Source organism: Acinetobacter sp. ACIN00229 (assembly GCF_016106645.1).
In the GTDB taxonomy this organism is placed as follows: Bacteria; Pseudomonadota; Gammaproteobacteria; order Pseudomonadales; family Moraxellaceae; genus Acinetobacter; species Acinetobacter oleivorans.
In genome coordinates this window covers 1-17,895 of record NZ_JADWOM010000006.1, presented here as the reverse complement: position 1 = coordinate 17,895, position 17,895 = coordinate 1, and the positions used below count along the sequence as shown (strand labels likewise).

Annotated in this window: 16 protein-coding genes; 6 read left to right on the top strand and 10 right to left on the bottom strand. The window is 39.2% G+C overall.

All coding sequences use genetic code 11. The features are described 5' to 3' along the window. Positions 1–4 precede the first annotated feature (4 nt). The 4 genes from I7H67_RS06820 to I7H67_RS06805 are packed head-to-tail and all read left to right on the top strand — an operon-like array spanning position 5 to position 3,565. Positions 5–826, top strand: a complete 822-nt coding sequence (locus I7H67_RS06820; protein WP_013198918.1) for an acetyl-CoA carboxylase carboxyltransferase subunit alpha — start codon at positions 5–7, stop codon at positions 824–826. After that, a complete protein-coding gene (gene tilS / locus I7H67_RS06815) occupies positions 763–2,166 on the top strand; it encodes a tRNA lysidine(34) synthetase TilS (RefSeq protein WP_198307438.1) in 1,404 nt (467 codons plus the stop codon). Before I7H67_RS06820 ends, tilS begins: the two co-directional genes overlap by 64 nt. Next, positions 2,138–2,974 (top strand): pyrroline-5-carboxylate reductase, encoded by an 837-nt coding sequence (gene proC, locus I7H67_RS06810; protein WP_111855380.1) that lies wholly within the window; start codon positions 2,138–2,140, stop codon positions 2,972–2,974. The genes tilS and proC overlap by 29 nt, the downstream gene beginning before the upstream one ends. A gap of 21 nt (positions 2,975–2,995) precedes the next feature. Further along, on the top strand, positions 2,996–3,565 hold the full coding sequence (locus tag I7H67_RS06805; protein WP_004794512.1) for a YggT family protein: 570 nt from the start codon (positions 2,996–2,998) through the stop codon (positions 3,563–3,565). Positions 3,566–3,618: 53 nt separating this feature from the next. On the opposite strand, the gene polA is transcribed toward I7H67_RS06805, so the two are convergent. After that, complete coding sequence (gene polA, locus I7H67_RS06800) at positions 3,619–6,390, bottom strand: DNA polymerase I (RefSeq protein ID WP_198307437.1); 2,772 nt, start codon at positions 6,388–6,390, stop codon at positions 3,619–3,621. A 154-nt stretch (positions 6,391–6,544) separates the two neighbouring features. Here polA and I7H67_RS06795 point away from each other — a divergent pair, with 154 nt between their 5' ends. Then, a complete protein-coding gene (locus tag I7H67_RS06795) occupies positions 6,545–9,349 on the top strand; it encodes a DUF2339 domain-containing protein (RefSeq protein WP_198307436.1) in 2,805 nt (934 codons plus the stop codon). Here I7H67_RS06795 and I7H67_RS06790 read toward each other — a convergent pair. Further along, positions 9,339–10,256 carry a mechanosensitive ion channel family protein gene (locus I7H67_RS06790; protein WP_049837853.1) on the bottom strand — a complete coding sequence of 306 codons (918 nt, stop codon included), beginning with the start codon at positions 10,254–10,256 and terminating at the stop codon, positions 9,339–9,341. The two genes, I7H67_RS06795 and I7H67_RS06790, sit on opposite strands and share 11 nt — an antisense overlap. A gap of 9 nt (positions 10,257–10,265) precedes the next feature. Then, the gene (locus I7H67_RS06785; protein WP_151822292.1) at positions 10,266–11,087 is read right to left on the bottom strand and encodes a hypothetical protein; all 822 of its coding nucleotides are present in this window, start codon (positions 11,085–11,087) and stop codon (positions 10,266–10,268) included. Positions 11,088–11,183: 96 nt separating this feature from the next. Here I7H67_RS06785 and gspE point away from each other — a divergent pair, with 96 nt between their 5' ends. Further along, positions 11,184–12,674: a type II secretion system ATPase GspE gene (gene gspE, locus I7H67_RS06780; RefSeq protein ID WP_049837851.1), complete on the top strand. Its 1,491-nt coding sequence runs from the start codon at positions 11,184–11,186 to the stop codon at positions 12,672–12,674. A 56-nt stretch (positions 12,675–12,730) separates the two neighbouring features. Here gspE and I7H67_RS06775 read toward each other — a convergent pair whose 3' ends face one another. From I7H67_RS06775 to I7H67_RS06745, 7 genes are all read right to left on the bottom strand, one after another. Next, positions 12,731–13,162, bottom strand: a complete 432-nt coding sequence (locus tag I7H67_RS06775; protein WP_002117290.1) for an organic hydroperoxide resistance protein — start codon at positions 13,160–13,162, stop codon at positions 12,731–12,733. 88 nt (positions 13,163–13,250) lie between these two features. Beyond that, positions 13,251–13,688 carry a MarR family winged helix-turn-helix transcriptional regulator gene (locus tag I7H67_RS06770; protein ID WP_191900457.1) on the bottom strand — a complete coding sequence of 146 codons (438 nt, stop codon included), beginning with the start codon at positions 13,686–13,688 and terminating at the stop codon, positions 13,251–13,253. 165 nt (positions 13,689–13,853) lie between these two features. Beyond that, the gene (locus I7H67_RS06765; RefSeq protein WP_004794496.1) at positions 13,854–14,228 is read right to left on the bottom strand and encodes a DUF4951 domain-containing protein; all 375 of its coding nucleotides are present in this window, start codon (positions 14,226–14,228) and stop codon (positions 13,854–13,856) included. A gap of 14 nt (positions 14,229–14,242) precedes the next feature. After that, positions 14,243–15,067, bottom strand: coding sequence for a carbon-nitrogen hydrolase family protein (locus tag I7H67_RS06760; RefSeq protein WP_198307435.1), 825 nt, complete (start codon positions 15,065–15,067; stop codon positions 14,243–14,245). A 26-nt stretch (positions 15,068–15,093) separates the two neighbouring features. Then, the gene (gene gigB / locus I7H67_RS06755; RefSeq protein ID WP_002117273.1) at positions 15,094–15,615 is read right to left on the bottom strand and encodes an anti-anti-sigma factor GigB; all 522 of its coding nucleotides are present in this window, start codon (positions 15,613–15,615) and stop codon (positions 15,094–15,096) included. Between the two features lie 102 nt (positions 15,616–15,717). After that, the gene (gigA, locus tag I7H67_RS06750; protein ID WP_005302479.1) at positions 15,718–16,686 is read right to left on the bottom strand and encodes an RsbU family protein phosphatase GigA; all 969 of its coding nucleotides are present in this window, start codon (positions 16,684–16,686) and stop codon (positions 15,718–15,720) included. Between the two features lie 109 nt (positions 16,687–16,795). Then, complete coding sequence (locus tag I7H67_RS06745) at positions 16,796–17,674, bottom strand: VacJ family lipoprotein (RefSeq protein ID WP_004794490.1); 879 nt, start codon at positions 17,672–17,674, stop codon at positions 16,796–16,798. Positions 17,675–17,895 lie beyond the last annotated feature (221 nt).

Sequence of the window (17,895 nt, the reverse complement as noted above, 5' to 3'; positions counted from 1 at the left end):
ACCTATGAAAAAATCTACTCAGTCCAAAGCTTGGACAACGGTTCAAATTGCACGTCATCCTGAACGTCCGCAGTTTCTAGATTATGTCGGTGAAATCTTTACAGAGTTTGACGCCTTGCATGGTGATCGTTTGTTTGGTGATGATGGTGCGATGGTAGGTGGTCTTGCTCGTTTTGACGGTCAACCTGTGATGGTCATTGGACAACACCGTGGTCGTAGTACCCGTGAAAAATTAAAGCATAACTTCGGTATGGCTAATCCTGAAGGTTACCGTAAATCTCAACGCCTATTAGATATGGCTGAGCGTTTTAACCTTCCAGTCTTCACGTTCATTGATACGATGGGTGCTTACCCAGGTGTTGGTGCTGAAGAGCGTGGACAAGCCGAAGCAATTGCAACGAGTCTTGCTCAACTTTCAAGCTTGAAAGTTCCTGTTGTTGCAACAGTACTGGGTGAAGGTGGTTCTGGTGGTGCTTTAGGTATTGGTGTTGCTGACAGAGTCATTATGTTGTCGCACAGTATTTATTCTGTGATTTCACCAGAAGGCTGCGCATCTATTTTATGGAAAACTGCTGAAAAAGCGGCTCAAGCGAGCGAAGCTTTAGGTTTAACAGCAGACAAATTACAATCTCTAGGTATTGTTGAATATGTAGTAGATGAAGGCGAGGGGGCACATTTAGACCCTGAGCAAGTCATGCAAAACCTAAAAGTAGTTCTGAAGCAAGCTTTGGATGAATTGCTACCACTGGAAGCAAATGAACGATGCGAAGCACGTTATCAACGTTTAATGAAGTTTGGCAGCGCAAATTTAGGCATAATGTCTTAAAGCAGGCTCAACTATTTACAGAAAATAGTTCTTTTCTTATTGGATGTAGTGGCGGCATGGATTCTATGCTGCTGCTACATTTGATGTCTCAAATTTTCCCTCAAAAGATCCGAGCAATCTATATCGATCATCAACTGCAATCACAAAGTGCAGAGTGGGGGAAACTAGTCGCTGAACAAGCTACTCGTTTAGATATTCCTTTTATTATTCAAAAAGTTCAGGTTACCGATGGTAATTTGGAGGCTGAAGCACGTCAGGCGCGTTATCAAGCTTATCGACAGCATTTGCAACCGAATGAAACCTTAGTACTTGCTCATCATCAGCAAGATCAGGCTGAAACAGTCATACTCCGTTTATTATCGGGTGCAGGTGTTGATGGATTAGCTGCAATGCAGTCTGTGGATTACCGTGTAGACATGACGATTTGGCGTCCTTTTTTAGACTTATCTCGTGAGCAAATTACTGATTGGACTACTCAACTTGAAATTGAGTATGTAAATGACCCGACAAATTACGATATTCATTATGATCGGGCGTGGTCGCGTGAGGAACTTTGGCCATTTTTACAAAACAGATTTCCTAAAATGCAGCAAGCACTGAGCCGAACCAGTTATCTCATGCAAGATGCTTCTGAAATTTTAGAAGAAGTTTTGAAAGCTGATTTAAAACATTGTGGTACTGCTGAGTGTTTAGACTTAACTAAACTTTTAGATTTATCAGTTGCCCGTCAACGTCAATTACTTTCGGTTTGGATGAAAGGTGATGAGCAATATCGACCTGCATTTGAAATGGTTGAGCGTTTAAAAAATGAAGTGATTGATTCAAAGTCCGATGCACAAGCAGCATTACACTGGAATCAGTTTTACTATGTCCGTTATCAATACCATCTTTATAGATTGAGTAAGCAAGTTTTTCTTGCTGAAAAATTAAACCCAGTTGAAGCTGAGTCAGAGCATCATTTCCAAATGGGGGAAATAGTGCATTACGCTTCAGGAAATTTTCAGATCACACAAAAAAATATCGGTTTGAGTCCATCTTTATTAAATAAAAAATTGACAATAAGTCGACGTCAAGGTGGAGAAAAAGTCCATTTATACGGTCGTGTTGGGCAATGGCCATTAAAAAAAGCAATTCAAGAAGCACATATTTTGCCTTGGCTTCGTCATACAATTCAAATATTAGTCATAGATAATGTTATGCTTGGGGTTTTTACACCGAAAGGATTTTGGTTGGCTCAGTCTCCGTATTGTGAGCAAGGAGGATGGCAACCGGATTTAATTTCTCATTCTTGTAATCTGGTAAATGGCGAATATGGTTATGGCAAGTGCAGTAAATTGTAATATCTGTTTTATTGGTGGCGGTAATATGGCCCAAGCGTTAATTGGCGGGCTCATTTCAAGAGGTTTACCACCGACACGTATTACTGTTTCAGATCCTGTTGAGCAGATCCGTCAATTATTACAAGAGAAAGAAGTCCACGTAACACAAGATAACGTGGCTGCAATTCAAAATGCTGATGTTGTCGTACTGGCGGTAAAGCCGCAAGTTTTGGCGACTGTTTTACGTCCGTTGAAAGGTCTTTTATCAGATAAATTGGTCATTTCAATTATTGCTGGTGCTGAAATTCAAACGATATCAAACTTAATTGATAGCAATCGAATTGTTCGCGTTATGCCGAATACTCCAGCTCTGGTTCAAACTGGCGCGCACGGTATCTATGCAAATGATGTAGTCAGTGCTTCGGATCGTGAATTAACAAGTCAGATTTTAGCGGCCACAGGCTTAACAATTTGGGTAAACTCCGAAGCTCAAATTGATGCGGTAACAGCAGTTTCTGGTTCAGGCCCTGCATATTTTTTCTATCTGATGGAAAGTATGATCCGTGCGGGTAAAAATTTAGGACTGGATGAAAAAGTTGCAACTGCGTTAACTCTTCAAACGGCGTTAGGTGCAGCTCAAATGGCAATTACCAGTTCAAACACTCCATCTGAACTTCGTAAGAATGTGACATCGCCAAATGGTACAACACAAGCCGCACTTGAAGTTTTTGACCGTGCACAAATCTCCCAAAATATTCAATCTGCATTGGCTGCTGCACAGAAGCGTAGCCAAGAATTGGCTCAAGAATTGAGTGACAGTGCGAAATAGCTTAAATAGGATAAGACAACTATGGGTGCAAATTCTGCGCTAATTTTTGGAATTTTAATTAATGTCGCGATTTTATTGGTCTTTTTCCGTTTTTTAATGCAATTGGCGGCAGTAAGTCCTTATAATCCTGTGGTTTTATCGACCGTAAAGGCGACTAAAATTGTTGATATTTTTGGCCGAATTTTTCCGACGGTCGCAAAAGGCCGGTTTAATTTAGCTGCGTTAGCTCTTTTAATTATTTTATATTTACTGAAAATTTTCGGTGTGATGTATCTGTCTGGTTCTATGCCAAATAGTCCGATTCATTTAGTGATTCTGACATTTGTGACTATGATTCAGGACTTGATTCGTTTCTGCCGTTATTTAATTTTCGCGACAATCATTTTGAGCTGGGTGGTTATGTTCACTCAATCTCGTTCACCTTATATTGAAGTGATTCAAGATTTAGCTGAACCATTACTCGCACCATTCCGTCGTTTATTGCCTAATATGGGAATGATTGACTTATCGCCAATTTTGGCATTTTTGGCACTCTATATTGCCGAAATTTTAATGAATGAAGTTGCTAAAGTTCTCTTAACTGGTCTTTAAGCTAACTCAATAAAAAGGGCTGTATTTCACAGCCCTTTTTTTATTTCTATTAATTAATGAGCGTCATCCCAGTTTTGTCCTTGTCCTACTTCAACCACTAAAGGCACAGAAATTTCTACAACAGATTCCATGACTTTTGCGATTTGTTTGGAAAGTTCTTCAGCAATGTTTTGATCGGCTTCAAAAACTAATTCATCGTGTACTTGAAGTAGTAATTTGGCTTGATCTTTTGGCAAGATTTTATCGACTTCAATCATCGCAATTTTAATAATATCAGCTGCACTACCTTGTAAAGGTGCATTGATTGCAGCACGTTCGGCAGCCTTACGCACCATCACATTTCGTGCATCAATATCTGGTGTATAAAGACGACGGCCTAAAATAGTTTCAACAAAACCTTGCTCTGATGCAACTTGACGCGTGCGTTGCATATATTCATAGATGCCAGGATAGCGTTGGAAATATTGTTTAATATAATTTTGCGATTCTTGACGTGTGAAACCTAACTGACGAATCAAACCAAACTCAGACATACCATAAAGTAGACCAAAGTTTACTGCCTTGGCTTGACGACGTTGATCATTGGTCACATCTTCGATATCAATCCCCAATACTTCTGCAGCAGTACGGCGGTGAACGTCTTGTCCATGCTGGAACGCATGTACTAAAGCATCATCTTGAGAAAAATGTGCCATTAAACGCAGTTCAATTTGCGAGTAATCGGCAGCCAATAGAACTCGGCCTTCTGGTGCAATGAATGCTTTACGAATCTGACGGCCAATTTGTCTACGAATTGGAATATTTTGTAAGTTAGGATCAGAAGAGGAGAGACGGCCTGTCGCTGTGAGTGCTTGGTGATAACTCGTATGTACACGATGCGTGTCGTTATGAGACTGCTCAACTAGACGGTCCGTATAGGTACTTTTTAGTTTTGCTAAACCACGATGCTCTAGAATAATTTCCGCTAAAGGATGTTCAATTTTTTCTAAAACACTTTCACTGGTGCTGTATTGTCCAGTTGCAGTTTTTTTACCGCCTTTGATTCCTAATTTATCAAATAGGATTTCGCCTACTTGCTTAGGTGAAGCAATATTAAAAGTTTCATCTGCAATTTCCATAGCCTGATTTTCAAGGCCTTCCATGGTTTTTGCAAACTCAACGCTTAATTTATCTAAGAACGCATGATCTAAACGTATACCATCTTCTTCCATGCCTGACAAAATTCGGGCAACCGGCATTTCGATGTTATATAAAATATTTTCTAACTCAGGAAATGGCTTAAGTTTGTTTGAAAGTACTTCATACAAACGATAGGTCACATGTGCATCTTCTGCTGCATAGTGAGCAGCAACTTCAATCTCAATTTGATTAAAAGTTTTCTGCTTTGCACCCTTACCAGCAATTTGTTCAAAAGTGGTGGTTAAGTGGCTTAAGTAGACACGAGCTACATCATCCATGCCATGACGAGTTGCTGCTGCATTTAGTACATACGATGCCAGCATGCTATCGAAATACCAGCCTTTAAGTTCTATACCGTGGTTTGCAAAAATGTGTGCATCATATTTAAGATGGTGACCAATTTTTTTAACCGTTTCATTTTCTAATACAGGCTTAATTTGACCCAGTATTTGTTCACGGTCCAGTTGCTGCGGTGCATTTTCATAATTATGCGCTAAAGGCACATAGTATGCATCTTGTGCATCAAACGCGATTGAAAAACCAACCATCTCGGCAATACGATAATCGAGACTTGTAGTTTCTGTATCAATAGCAAAATGATCAGCATTTTGCATGCGTTGCAAGAGTTGATCCCATGCTTCTTGAGTTAAAACAGTATGATAATTTGCAGTGCCAAGTTGGTCATCTTGACTGGTTAAGCTTGCTTGATCTTCGGTTTCTATAGCGTCAGCCGGTTTAACTTCATCTTGAACGACTACTTGTGAAGCTTGTTGTTTATAAGTAGAGCTGTTCGGATTATTCGGATGATCAAGTGACTGTAACTGATTTCTAAATTCAAGCTCAGTATATAAGTTGCGTAAAGCATCAACATTTGGATCGGTAAGCTTTAATTCATGCCAGTCGAGTTCTAAAGGAAGATCACAGACAATGCTAGCTAACTGGTGATCAAGCTTAATATTGTCTAAATTATCTTTAATATTTTGGCTAATCTTGCCTTTAAGTTGATCAGCATTGGCAATGATATTGTCTAAAGTGCCATATTCAGTCAGTAACTTAGCTGCTGTTTTTGCACCTACACCTGGAACACCCATAATGCCGTCGGATGCATCACCCATTAGCGTTAAATAGTCGATAATCTGATTTGGCCAAACGCCAAATTTTTCAAATACACCGTCGGTGTCCATTACGCGATCTTTAAAGCTATCTTCAAGTTTGACATGATCATTGACGAGCTGAGCCATGTCTTTATCTCCAGTTGAGATAAGTACATGATGCCCTTCAAGCACGGCACGTTTAGCAAGTGTCCCGATAATATCATCAGCTTCAGCGCCAGGAAGACTGTATAAAGGAATCCCTTGAGCTTTAATCAATGCATGTAAATATGGAATCTGTTGAGATAACTCTTCAGGCATGGTTGGGCGATCACCTTTATAAATAGGTGAAAGCTTATGACGGAAAGTTGGCTCAGGCGTATCAAAAATCACGGCCATATGCGTCGGTTGCATACGACGCATAAGTTTCTGAATCGCAGAAATTGCTCCACGTATTGCATTGGTATGTAACCCTGTAGAGGTCGTCAATGGTGGTAATGCATGATATGCACGAAATAAAAAATAGGACCCATCAACCAAGACAAATGGTGGCATTGAACAATTCCTTAATTTGAATTACGGGTATTTTACGTGAAAACGGCTATGAATGCAGGTTTATGATTTTTGCAGTATTTTGTATGTATAAATATACGCTTGTATTGGCTTAAAGTAAGATGACATGTAATGAAGGTGTCATATTGCTAAGCCCATGTATAAAAAAGACAAACAGGGAATGATCATTGTTTTGATCGCTTTGACTTTGTTTTTAGCCATTTCAATTGGTTTTAAATTCCAGAGTGTTGTTGCTGCTTTATCTATTGCACTCGTGGTAGTACTGGTTCAGTTATTATCAAATCTGCATCAGCGTCTGACTCATTTAGAACAACAGTTTTCTCAGCAGAAAAAACCACTTTATTCTATTCATACACAAACAATAGTGATTTATGCAGCCGCCTTGGTTGCATTAGTTGCTTATATGAATCACTGGATGTGGATTGCTGTTGGGGCATTACTGGTTTTATTGCTATGTTTGATTCAAACAATTAGTGCGTTTCATACTCGACTGTTATACCTTGAGTCGGCAAAACCAACTGTTCATGTAAACGAAACTCTACAAACAGAAATTATAACTCCAGCGGTAGTGCAAGTTGATTCCAATAGTACAGACACGTTAATCCCTGTTGAAACGGCAATTTTAAATCAAACAGAACAACCAACTCATGTAAAGAGTACATGGTGGCAACCAGCAGTCGATTGGATGGTCCATGGTAATCCAATTTTAAGAGTTGCGGTGGCTGTGTTGATGGTTGGGGTGGTGTTGTTATTGCGTTTCGCAAGTGAACACTGGCAACTTGGTTTAGGTGTAAAACTTGGTTTTATTGCAATTGCCGGAGGTGTATTAACGGCATTTGGATATAGCTTGCAAAAGAAAAATCAACTTTTTGCTGTGGCATTGCAGGGTGTAGGACTAGCTGTTGTATTCCTAACACTCGTGTTCTCACATCATTTTGGTGTAATTGCCAATCTAACTACAGCCAGTATTCTGTTTACGATCTTATTGGCTATTACGGTATTCCTAAGTTTAAAACAACAAGCTATTTATTTGGCAATTTTAGCACTCGGCATGGCCTATGCAGCCCCTTTAGTTATTCCACAATATCGTCCAGATGTAGTCTTCCTATTCAGCTACTATTTGGTAATTAACTTAGCAGTTGCTGCGGTTAATTTTATTCAGCCTTGGAAAATCTTAAATCAGATTGCTTTCTTTGCCACGATGTTTATTGGTGGTAGTGCGATAGGTTTTTATGCAGAACCAGCAAAATTTGACACATTAGACTGGATTTTATGGCTACATATAGCTCTGTTTATTTGGCTTAGTGTCCGTTATAGCCAAAATATATCTCGAGTTTCAGCACGTGAACAACAAGAAGGCATTCGTTTACCTCCGCTCTTAGATGTCGGTCTTATTTTTAGTGTGCCTGTATTAGGCTTTACGCTACATGCCTATTTAGTCCATGAGTCTACTCAAGCGTTGACGATTGGTGCTGCTGTTTTGGCTGGTACTTATGCGGTATTAACTTTCTGGATCAAAAAGACCCATCCTCAACTTTCAGTTCTTGCTAAAAGCTTTTTCATCCTTGCCGTTGCATTTTTCGCCTTAATCTTTCCACTCGCGAAAGGGGCACATTGGACTGCGATTGGTTGGGTTGCTCAAGGTACGGCCCTCATTGTATGGGGAGTAACTGAGCGCTACCGTTTGAGCCGATATATTGGTGTAATTTTAGTTTTACTCAGTTCGGTTGCATTGTTTTATCAATTTTGGGCGAATGCAGAGTTCCCGACGCTAAGCACAAGCATTTATGCAATTGCCCAATTCATTTCGGCCTATTATTTATTGCAATACAACAGTAAAGAGCAACACTATTTTAGCGCCAGCATGTTTAGCGGCATTTTCTTATGCTTAGGTATGTATGTGGGCGCTATCGCTGGTATAGAAATTTTGACATGGCAACATCATGGCTTAAGCCCATATTTGATGATTGCGATACTATTATTATCAATATTTAGTGTAGTGGTTCACTACAAACTAAGAGTCCAATGGCAGAGCTTACAGTTAAGTTTAATTAGCCTGTTATTATTGTTAATTTTGGGTGAGGCCTTTACCAGTCAAGTATTCAGCATGTTTAAATGGCGGAGTATATTACAGCAGGGTACTTTCCTCATTGCAGCAACGCTTCTTAGTGCTTTATTCATTATGGCTCAACCGCAATCAGGTCAGTTTGGATCTTTAAAGGTCTGGTCTGGTTTAAGTTGGCTTGCATTAGCGATGATTGGTTTGGCGATCTTTCCACAAATGCCAATAGTTGCTTTGGCTTTTGTACCCGTAGTTTATTCACTCTGGGCGTATAAGTCCCATAAAACTGCTTTGTTACATCAAATTCCGGTGTGGTGTTTAAGTTTACTTTGGTTGCTTGTGGTGAGTGTCGATATCCATTCTGCCGAGTACCTTTACTTTGTTCCTTTGATCAGCTTAACTGACTTCCTTTCAATTTCAGTATTTGCTGGTCTACTCTTTATTATTTATCAGCATGCTTTTGATCAAGATAAATCACTGGAATGGACTTTTAAAATTACAACAATTCTAGTGGGGTTGTTGGTATTCAGTAGTGTGGTGGTCAGAGGCTTGCACTATTACTGGGCAACACCACTCTGGAGTGCTGCAATTTGGACAAATGGAATCGTACAGTTAAGTCTGACATTGCTTTGGGTAATCTTGGCATTTATTTTAACTACATTCTCTAGCCGAAAAATGATTCGTCAATTATGGTTTGTAGGTGCTGCACTTTTAGGGATTGTGGTATTAAAGCTGATTTTGCTTGATCTATCGCAAAGTGCGACTTTAACTCGAGTCATTTCATTTATTGGCGCGGGTGGGGTAATGTTGATTATTGCTTATCTTGCGCCATTACCACCATCATCCGCTGTACAGAAAAATGAAGAGCCTAAGCTTTAGGCTCTCGATTTAATTCTTTTTGATTACTGTATTGATCGATATCATCTTCAGCAAAAACACTAGATGGTCGATCAATCAAACCCATTTTAGGAACAGGAATTTCAATTCGGTTATCTAAAAATCCATTTCGAATTCGTTCTTGCATCTCATCTCGAACTTTTAAAGAGTTCTCTTGTCGACACCACATTGTAAATAAAAGCTCAATTGATGATTCTCTGAATGCGGTCACTGTAACAGCAGGCTTTGGGTCATCTAATACAAGTGGATAATGAGCTGCTACATTCAGTAAAACCTCACGAACTTTAATGATGTCTTCATGGAAGTTGATTGCGAGCGTAATTGGAATACGTCGTATAGGATATTTAGATAAGTTGTGCACGGGAGCACGAATGAGTTGTTCGTTTGGCAAACGAATATAGACATTGTCTAATGTAAGTAGCTTAACCGAAAGCAAATCAATCGAGATCACTTCACCTTCAATTGTATTTCCACGAATGAGCGTAATCTGGATCGTATCACCGACTTCAAATGATCCTTCACCAATCAAAAATAAACCACTAATCAAGTTACTGGCTGATGTTTGCGATGCGAAACCGAGCGCTACGGTTAAAATTCCTGCCGCGCCAAGAAATACACTCAGTTTAAAACCAGCTTCTTTTAAACTCGTCATAATGAAGAGTAAGAAAATAAAATAAAAAATACCGCGACGCCACACCAGACGTTGATGAGCATTAAAACGTGAGCCAATGGTTCTAATAAATGTATTTGAAATAATACGGGCAAGAACAAAACCAATAAAACACAGCACAACACCGACTAAAATTTCACTAATACGTTCGGTATTGATATTGGTAAATATGCTTGTGAGGCTATCAGCGATATCCTTAGGAATACTTGTATCAGCCATATAAACCTCTTAAAAGAATGAATCAAACATATTGAATAATGCTCCACCAGGTGAACGTGGTGGGTGAACATAGGTCACTTCACCAGCAAGAGGGGGCGTACGGTTTTCAATACGAATTCGTGCAGGACGATCAGAACCTTCATAATAAACTTTAATTTGAGAAGTCCATAAACGGCCAGTACTTTCACTATAAAAAAGAGGTAGAGCTGTAACGGGCACGTTCATGCGGTCAAAACGTAATTGATGATTACTGGTGTTGTGAAAATCAATTGGGGTTACAGCACGAAAAGCACGAGGTGTTAACAGGTTCAAATCGGTACGCCCATCGACAGAAGTGGCATAACAAATTTCACCTTGCTGGGCATTTGGACCAAACCACGTATCTTTAGGCTGAATCACAGGAATCTCAAACAAAGGCTCATGCTGACTTTCAACTAAACCTGCAATCCATAGGGGGGTACTAATATAAAGAGTTCCGCGTTGACCTGCTGGAATGTAGATAGGATCAACGGGTTTAATGACTACAGAACGATCTGCCAGACGGGGCATAAGTAAAAATTCTGGATTAGTTTTCCGAAACATGTAGCGTTCTACTTGAACAGTATGCGGAAAGGCAAAATTCGGATCGGCAATTGGATGCCAATCTTGCTCATTATCGTCTTGAAGAGATGGGCGATAATATTCGATACGCCATTCTTTTATACCGCGCGTTAGACGAAAAAGCATTGAACCGAATTGCCATGCTTTGGACTGGTTAATTTCAAAGTGCTGCTCTCCCCACCATTTTAAGGAATTTTGGGGGCGAGGCTGATATTCATTATTTTCAAACAAGACGTAAAATTCCTCTACCGAGTTGTTAAACAGACTTCACGCTGTAATCTGCTTAGAGTACACTCAAAATCATCTTACTCATCATTATAAATTGTGATGCAAATATTGAAACAAATACAAGTTCCATATAGTTTTGCCAAGCGTCATGGTGTTTTATTTCGTTATGACGGTGATCAAGTATTTATTATTAGACGTCAAAACACTGAAAAAATTGCATTGCAGGAAGCAAGACGAATTCTAGGTAAGCCAGCTCACTTCCAATTATGTACTGAACAAGAATTTAATACGCTCTTAAGTACAAGCTATGCCGGCGATACAGGGGAATCACAACAAGTTGCAGCAGGTTTAGAAGATCATCCTGATTTATTAAGTTTGGCCGATCAGGTTCCTGAGACAGAAGATTTGATGGATCAGGAAGATGATGCTCCAATTGTTCGTCTGATCAATGCACTACTTTCAGAGGCAATTCGAGTAGGGGCTTCTGATATTCACATTGAAGCTTTCGAAAAGAAATTATCTGTACGATTACGTGTAGATGGTCAATTACGTGAAGTTGTACAGCCGCGCCGTGAGTTGGCACCGTTGCTGGTTTCACGTATTAAAGTCATGGCAAAACTCGATATTGCAGAAAAGCGAGTGCCACAAGATGGACGTATTTCTTTACGCCTTGCTGGCCGAGAAGTAGATGTTCGTGTTTCGACTTTACCATCTTCACATGGTGAACGGGTCGTAATGCGTTTGCTTGATAAACAAGCTGGTCGACTTAATATGATCCATTTGGGACTGATGGCAAATGACTATGAGCGTTTAACTCAGTTAGTACATCGTCCTCATGGCATTATTTTGGTCACAGGGCCTACAGGTTCGGGGAAAACAACGACTTTGTATGCAGCCTTATCTGATCTAAATGATAATACGCGCAACATCTTAACTGCCGAAGATCCGATTGAATATCAACTTGAAGGCATTGGTCAAACACAAGTCAATACCAAAGTGGATATGACGTTTGCTCGTGCTTTAAAAGCAATGTTACGTCAAGATCCAGATGTGGTGATGGTAGGTGAGATTCGTGACTTGGAAACGGCTGAAATTGCAGTGCAAGCATCGTTAACTGGACATTTGGTTTTATCGACACTACATACCAATACAGCTATTGGTGCGGTTACTCGACTTAAAGATATGGGGATTGAACCCTTCTTATTATCAAGCTCTTTAATTGGGGTGATTGCTCAACGTTTGGTTCGTACCTTATGTCCACATTGTATGACATGGCGTGAAGCTGATACTTTTGAAAAACAGGTTTTTCAACATATTCATAATGAACCATTGTTGCAGTTACCTGAAGCCAAAGGGTGTGACCATTGCTCACATTTAGGCTTTAATGGACGTACAGCCATTTATGAAATCGTACCAGTTGATGAACCGATGCGTCGTCTCATTCATGGTAATGCGGCTGAATATGAATTAGAAAATCATGCTCGTGAGTATTCAGGTTCTATTCGTGATGATGGTCTGCGCAAAGTACTCGCAGGTAAAACGACACTTGAAGAAGTGCTTCGAGTAACCAATGAGGCAAGCGAAGTCTAATCTGTAACACGTAATAAAAATGCCCGATATGATTCGGGCATTTTTTATATCGAAACTTATTCAGTCACAATATTAAAAGTTACATCAATATTGTTGCGAGTTGCATTTGAATATGGGCAAACAATATGAGCTGCTGCAACTAATTTTTCAGCTTCTTCACGGTCCATACCCACTAAGTAAACATTTAAAGTTACTTCGATGCTAAAACCTGTAGGAATTGGACCAATACCTACTTCACCTTCTACGTAAGCATCTTTACTAATGTTAAATTTATCGCGGTTTGCAACAAATTTTAAAGCTCCTAAAAAGCATGCTGAATAGCCAGCTGCAAATAATTGCTCAGGGTTTGTTACGGCACCACCAGCGCCACCCATTTCTTTAGGTACACCAAGTTGTACATCTAATACACCGTCAGATGAAGTTGCACGGCCATCACGACCACCGGTTGCTTTAGCTTTTGCACGATAAACAACTTTTTCTAATGACATCGTTTTTATTCCTAAAATAAATTGAATACAAATATATCGTACACGACTTAATTATTTTGACAAGTATATTTTTTGAAAAAATTGCTGTTTATTTAACTAGGTTTGTACGGAGTTTGGTAAGTTGATCTTTCAAGCCTAATAGTGTTGTCATGTCACATGAACTTGCTTCTAGTACGCCTGCGGGAATATCCAATGCTTGATCTTTTAATTTTTTTCCTTCATCGCTAAGTGTAATAATCACTTGTCTCTCGTCTTGAGTTGAGCGGGTACGATGAAGCAAATGCAGCGCTTCTAACTTTTTCAAGATAGGAGTGAGAGTGGATGATTCTAAAAAAAGTTTGGTGCCAATTTCTGAAACAGTCACTTCATCCTGTTCCCACAAAACTAACATCACTAAATATTGGGGATAGGTAAGCCCCAAAGGCGCGAGAAGTTTTCGGTAGAGCTGATTAAGAGCTAAATTTGTTGAATAAATGAGGAAACATAATTGATTCTCAAGCTTTAAGTTTTGACAGTCTTGGTCCATATATTCCTCAAAGAAACTCATATTGCTTTTGTAGTATATCGCGTTCTATTCAGTTTCTTAAATGTTCATCAGAATAGGTTATGAATAAAGTAAATTAAGGGATATAAAAAATGGAATAATTACATCAATTACTCCATAATATAAAAATATTTTAGATAAAATTGTCTACCACAGATCTGCAATTTTTTTCATTAAACGCGCACGATATTTAGCGGTAGGATTATTTGCATTGCGTTGTTGCTCTTGTTCATAAAAATCTTGCCATGCAGTAATCATTTCAAGCGTTGTTCCTTGTTTTTTAATCATAGAAACATCTGCTGGCTGAATATTTTCTAAACGTTGTCTTGCGCCTTCTGCGCCAGTGCCCCATCCAATTATTCTTTGGCCAAATGCAGGCAAAGGAATATCTTTAGGTGTAGAGGGAAGAATATCTGATTTGAGCTGTGCTGTTGGTGAAACGAAATGATTCGTTGTCCCAAACTCAGCATAACAATGAATATTTGCCCCCAAGCAAAAAAAGCTAAATAAGTATTTCCACATGAATAATTAAACTTTTAATAGTGAATTAATTTACGGTGTGTCATTAGAGGCATTGAAGAGCGGACGAGATCTTGCGCTGTTAGATCAAAGGGCACAGTAATTAAACCATTTCCTTCATATCCAATCATACTTAAAATTTGGCCACGACTATCAGTTGCCCCAGAGTGTCCCCATGTCTGTCGTTTTTCACCATGCCAGCCCTGTTGTGCTGCACCTAAAACATAACATTGGCTATCCATTGCCCGAGCTTGTAACAAAAGCTGCCAGTGCATTTCTCCAGTTGTATAGGTAAATGCAGCAGGGGCAGTAAGAATATGAGCGCCTTGTTGTCTTAGCGTTAGAGCAAGCTCTGGAAAACGCAAGTCATAACATACCATTAAGCCAATATTGCCAAAAGGAGTAGATGTGACTACTACGTCTGTTCCTGGTTCAAAGAAACGAGATTCCTGATAACCACCGACAGCATCACCCACTTGTACATCAAATAAATGGATCTTGTCATAACGCGCTTCTGTACGCTCAGGGCTAATACAGAGGCTAACAGTTCGGACGCGACCATCTTGAATAGTGGATCCATCTGGACGGAATGGGCAAGGTAAGGTGCCAGCCACAATCCAGATTTGATATTGATGTGCGAGTTTCTCAAGCCTTTGTTGAATAGATTCAAATTGCTCAGCAGTTTCACGTTGTTTTCCAGCAGCAAAACATACAAAGTTTTCGGGGAAAACAATCAAACTGGCATTTTGTGCCTTGCTCTGTTGAATCAAAGACTCAATGACTTGAAAATTATTTTCAATATCATCTTGAGAGTTCATTTGAGCAACAGAAACGAGGGTCATATTCTAATCCGGCTTAATGGTGAAAATCAGGCATTTTGCTTGTCCGATACCTGTTCAAGAGTATCTTGTTCTTTCTGTAACTGCTTAACAAGTGGCTCAAACATATTCTGATTGTTTGCATTGAGTTTCATCAATGTCTTATGTGCATCCAGAACAGTTCTTAGCATTGCATTATGAGTTATTTGTTCATCTGTTAACGTTAATGTGCAAACGTTAGGATCACCACAATAATTCAAAATGACAAAAACCTGCCCTAGCCCCATACTATTGGCTAAGGTTGTGATATCTGGATTGGTAGATAGCATCACAGCTTGAATATGATGAGTCTGTTTAAGCTTTAAACCCAGCTTAGCTAGGATGCCTAATACAGTACTATCAATAAATGTTGTTTGGGTTAAATCAACGATTGCACCTACAACATTCTCTTGCTGTTCAATTCTGTTTAAAAGTTTGTCTAGACTTATACAAGAATGGGCTCGCACTTCACCAATAAGTTTGAAAATATGCGTTCCATTTAAACTTGCATATTCAACATGACCTGTTGACATATAAATGCCATTTTCAGAGAAGGATAGAAAAATTATCACATAGTGCCATCCCAGACTCAAGAGTCCTTAAGTCGTATATTATGTAATTAATTGATTCGTAAATTAATTCATTCGACAAAGACTGAAGATGGCAATATCGTCGGCCACATGATCGGGTGCTTGAAATGATTGATTTTGCAAATGATGGACCAATTGTTGGAACTGATCGTTTAAACCGCCATCAAAAGGTTCGAGGGCTCCGTCTGAGCAAACAATGAAGCGAGCATGGCGATTTAATGTACAAATATGCTCTTCAACTTCAAGTTCATCAGTTAAACCTAAGGGGAAACTGCTCGTTGTTAGAATCTTCGGTGCCTGATTAGGTTCAAAAATGATAGGAGGCGGATAATGTCCAGCACTTGACCAGCGAAGAGTATGTGTTTCGAGGTTTAAAATACCCACCACAATCGTAATGTGCTTTTCGATATTCTCTTGAACTAACATCCCATTTAATTTTTTTATTAATTGTCTTGGGGTCTTAGAGCGACCATGAAATGCTGCCATCCATGATGTTAATAAACTACTGGTTACACCATGACCTGAAACATCAGCAAGATAGAATAAAACTTCTTTATCATTTAATTTCCAATAGTCGTACCAATCACCGGAAAGATAAGCTGAAGGCTGAAAGAAAGTTTCGACTTCATAATTTAATAGATCAATTGGATTAGGCAATAAACGTTTTTGCAGTTCAGCAGCCGAAGGTAAATCACGACTATCTTGATTACGCTTATATTGAGCATCAATTCTTGATAGGGCTTTATTTAAATCGCTAGGTAACTGATTCCACACCCAGCCTGCAAGAGCACCTGCTTCCCATGCATGCGCTAAAGCGGTACCTTCATGTTCAAAAGCAATTACGACCGTTGGCAAATTCCATTTATAAGTCAGGAAATCTTGTACATCTGCAATTGCAATGATGGTTGGATCATATAAATCTAAATCATCTATGTTAATGACTTGTAAGCCTGGCAGTTTATCCAAAGCTTGCTCTAAATAAGGAATAGAGCGTGTCGGTTTAATAAAATACATAGAAGATATGGTAGTCCTTTTATATGATCACTTTATTCATCATAGAGTATGTATGATCAAAATCAAGGTATTGCCGAACTCTTAATCCAAGCAACACCTTTATTTCATGTTAAGGGTTTTGATTCTCATCTGGTGTATCTTCTGAGTCATCATCAATGAAAGACACATCGGCTGAATCGCCCTTTTTCTCTGCAATTTGGAATGCTTTACGCTGGAGGTATAAGTCCCGAATCATAGCGTATTGATCACCTTGTAAGGTTTGATCTAAGTCAAGATATTGGGCGCGTGTATCTACAGCTTGTAATAGATTACTCGACCAATAAAGACCTTCTTGATCATCCATAACGTATTTTTGTGGACGAGCTTGAGCATCTACTGCTAAACCAAAACCATCACGTAAGGTGCTTGGACCAAAAAAAGGCAACATAAGGAATGGGCCAGAAGGAACGCCATAGTAGCCAAGAGTTACACCAAAGTTCTCTTCTTCAGTTGGTAAACCTAAGCGACTTGCTGGGTCAGCCAAACCAAGAGTGGTTAAGGTGTTAATTGTAAATCGACCTAAAGTTTTTGCTGCACGGCCAGGACGGCCTTGAATAAGCTGATTGACAGCATTCCAAGGTTCACCAAGATTTTTACGGAATTGGCGATAAGAACCACGTACATCTTCTGGGGTTTTTTCTCTATATTGAACAGCAACTGGGCGTAAAAAATTGCGATCCAACATATCATTAAAAGAATAAATTGGACGGTTCAATGATTGCAAAGGATCTTTGACAAGATCTGGTTGAGCTGCATTTGCATTAATTTTTAAATCTTTAACTTTAATATTTTTTAAATCTTTAATAATTTGGGAACGGGGATGGTTTGGCCCTGTTTCTTCTAATGAACTCGCATTAGCAGATTCACTTACCGTGTTTTCTTGAGCATATATAGAGGTACAAACACCTACAGATAACACGCTTAGTAAAATTAAATTAGAATAATTCATATAATTCCTTAACCGCCAGCCAGGCTAATACTTAATGTGCAGTTGGGTGGAGATATGTTTTAATACAAAATTGATAACCTATTATCAATGTAAAATTGATCAAATAATATAGATAAAATGCTAAAAAGGCTAAAAAACGAACATGTGATAATATTAAATTAAAAAAGGGGTTGCTAAAGGAATTTAATGGTCTATAATGCACATCCATCGGCGGTGATGCG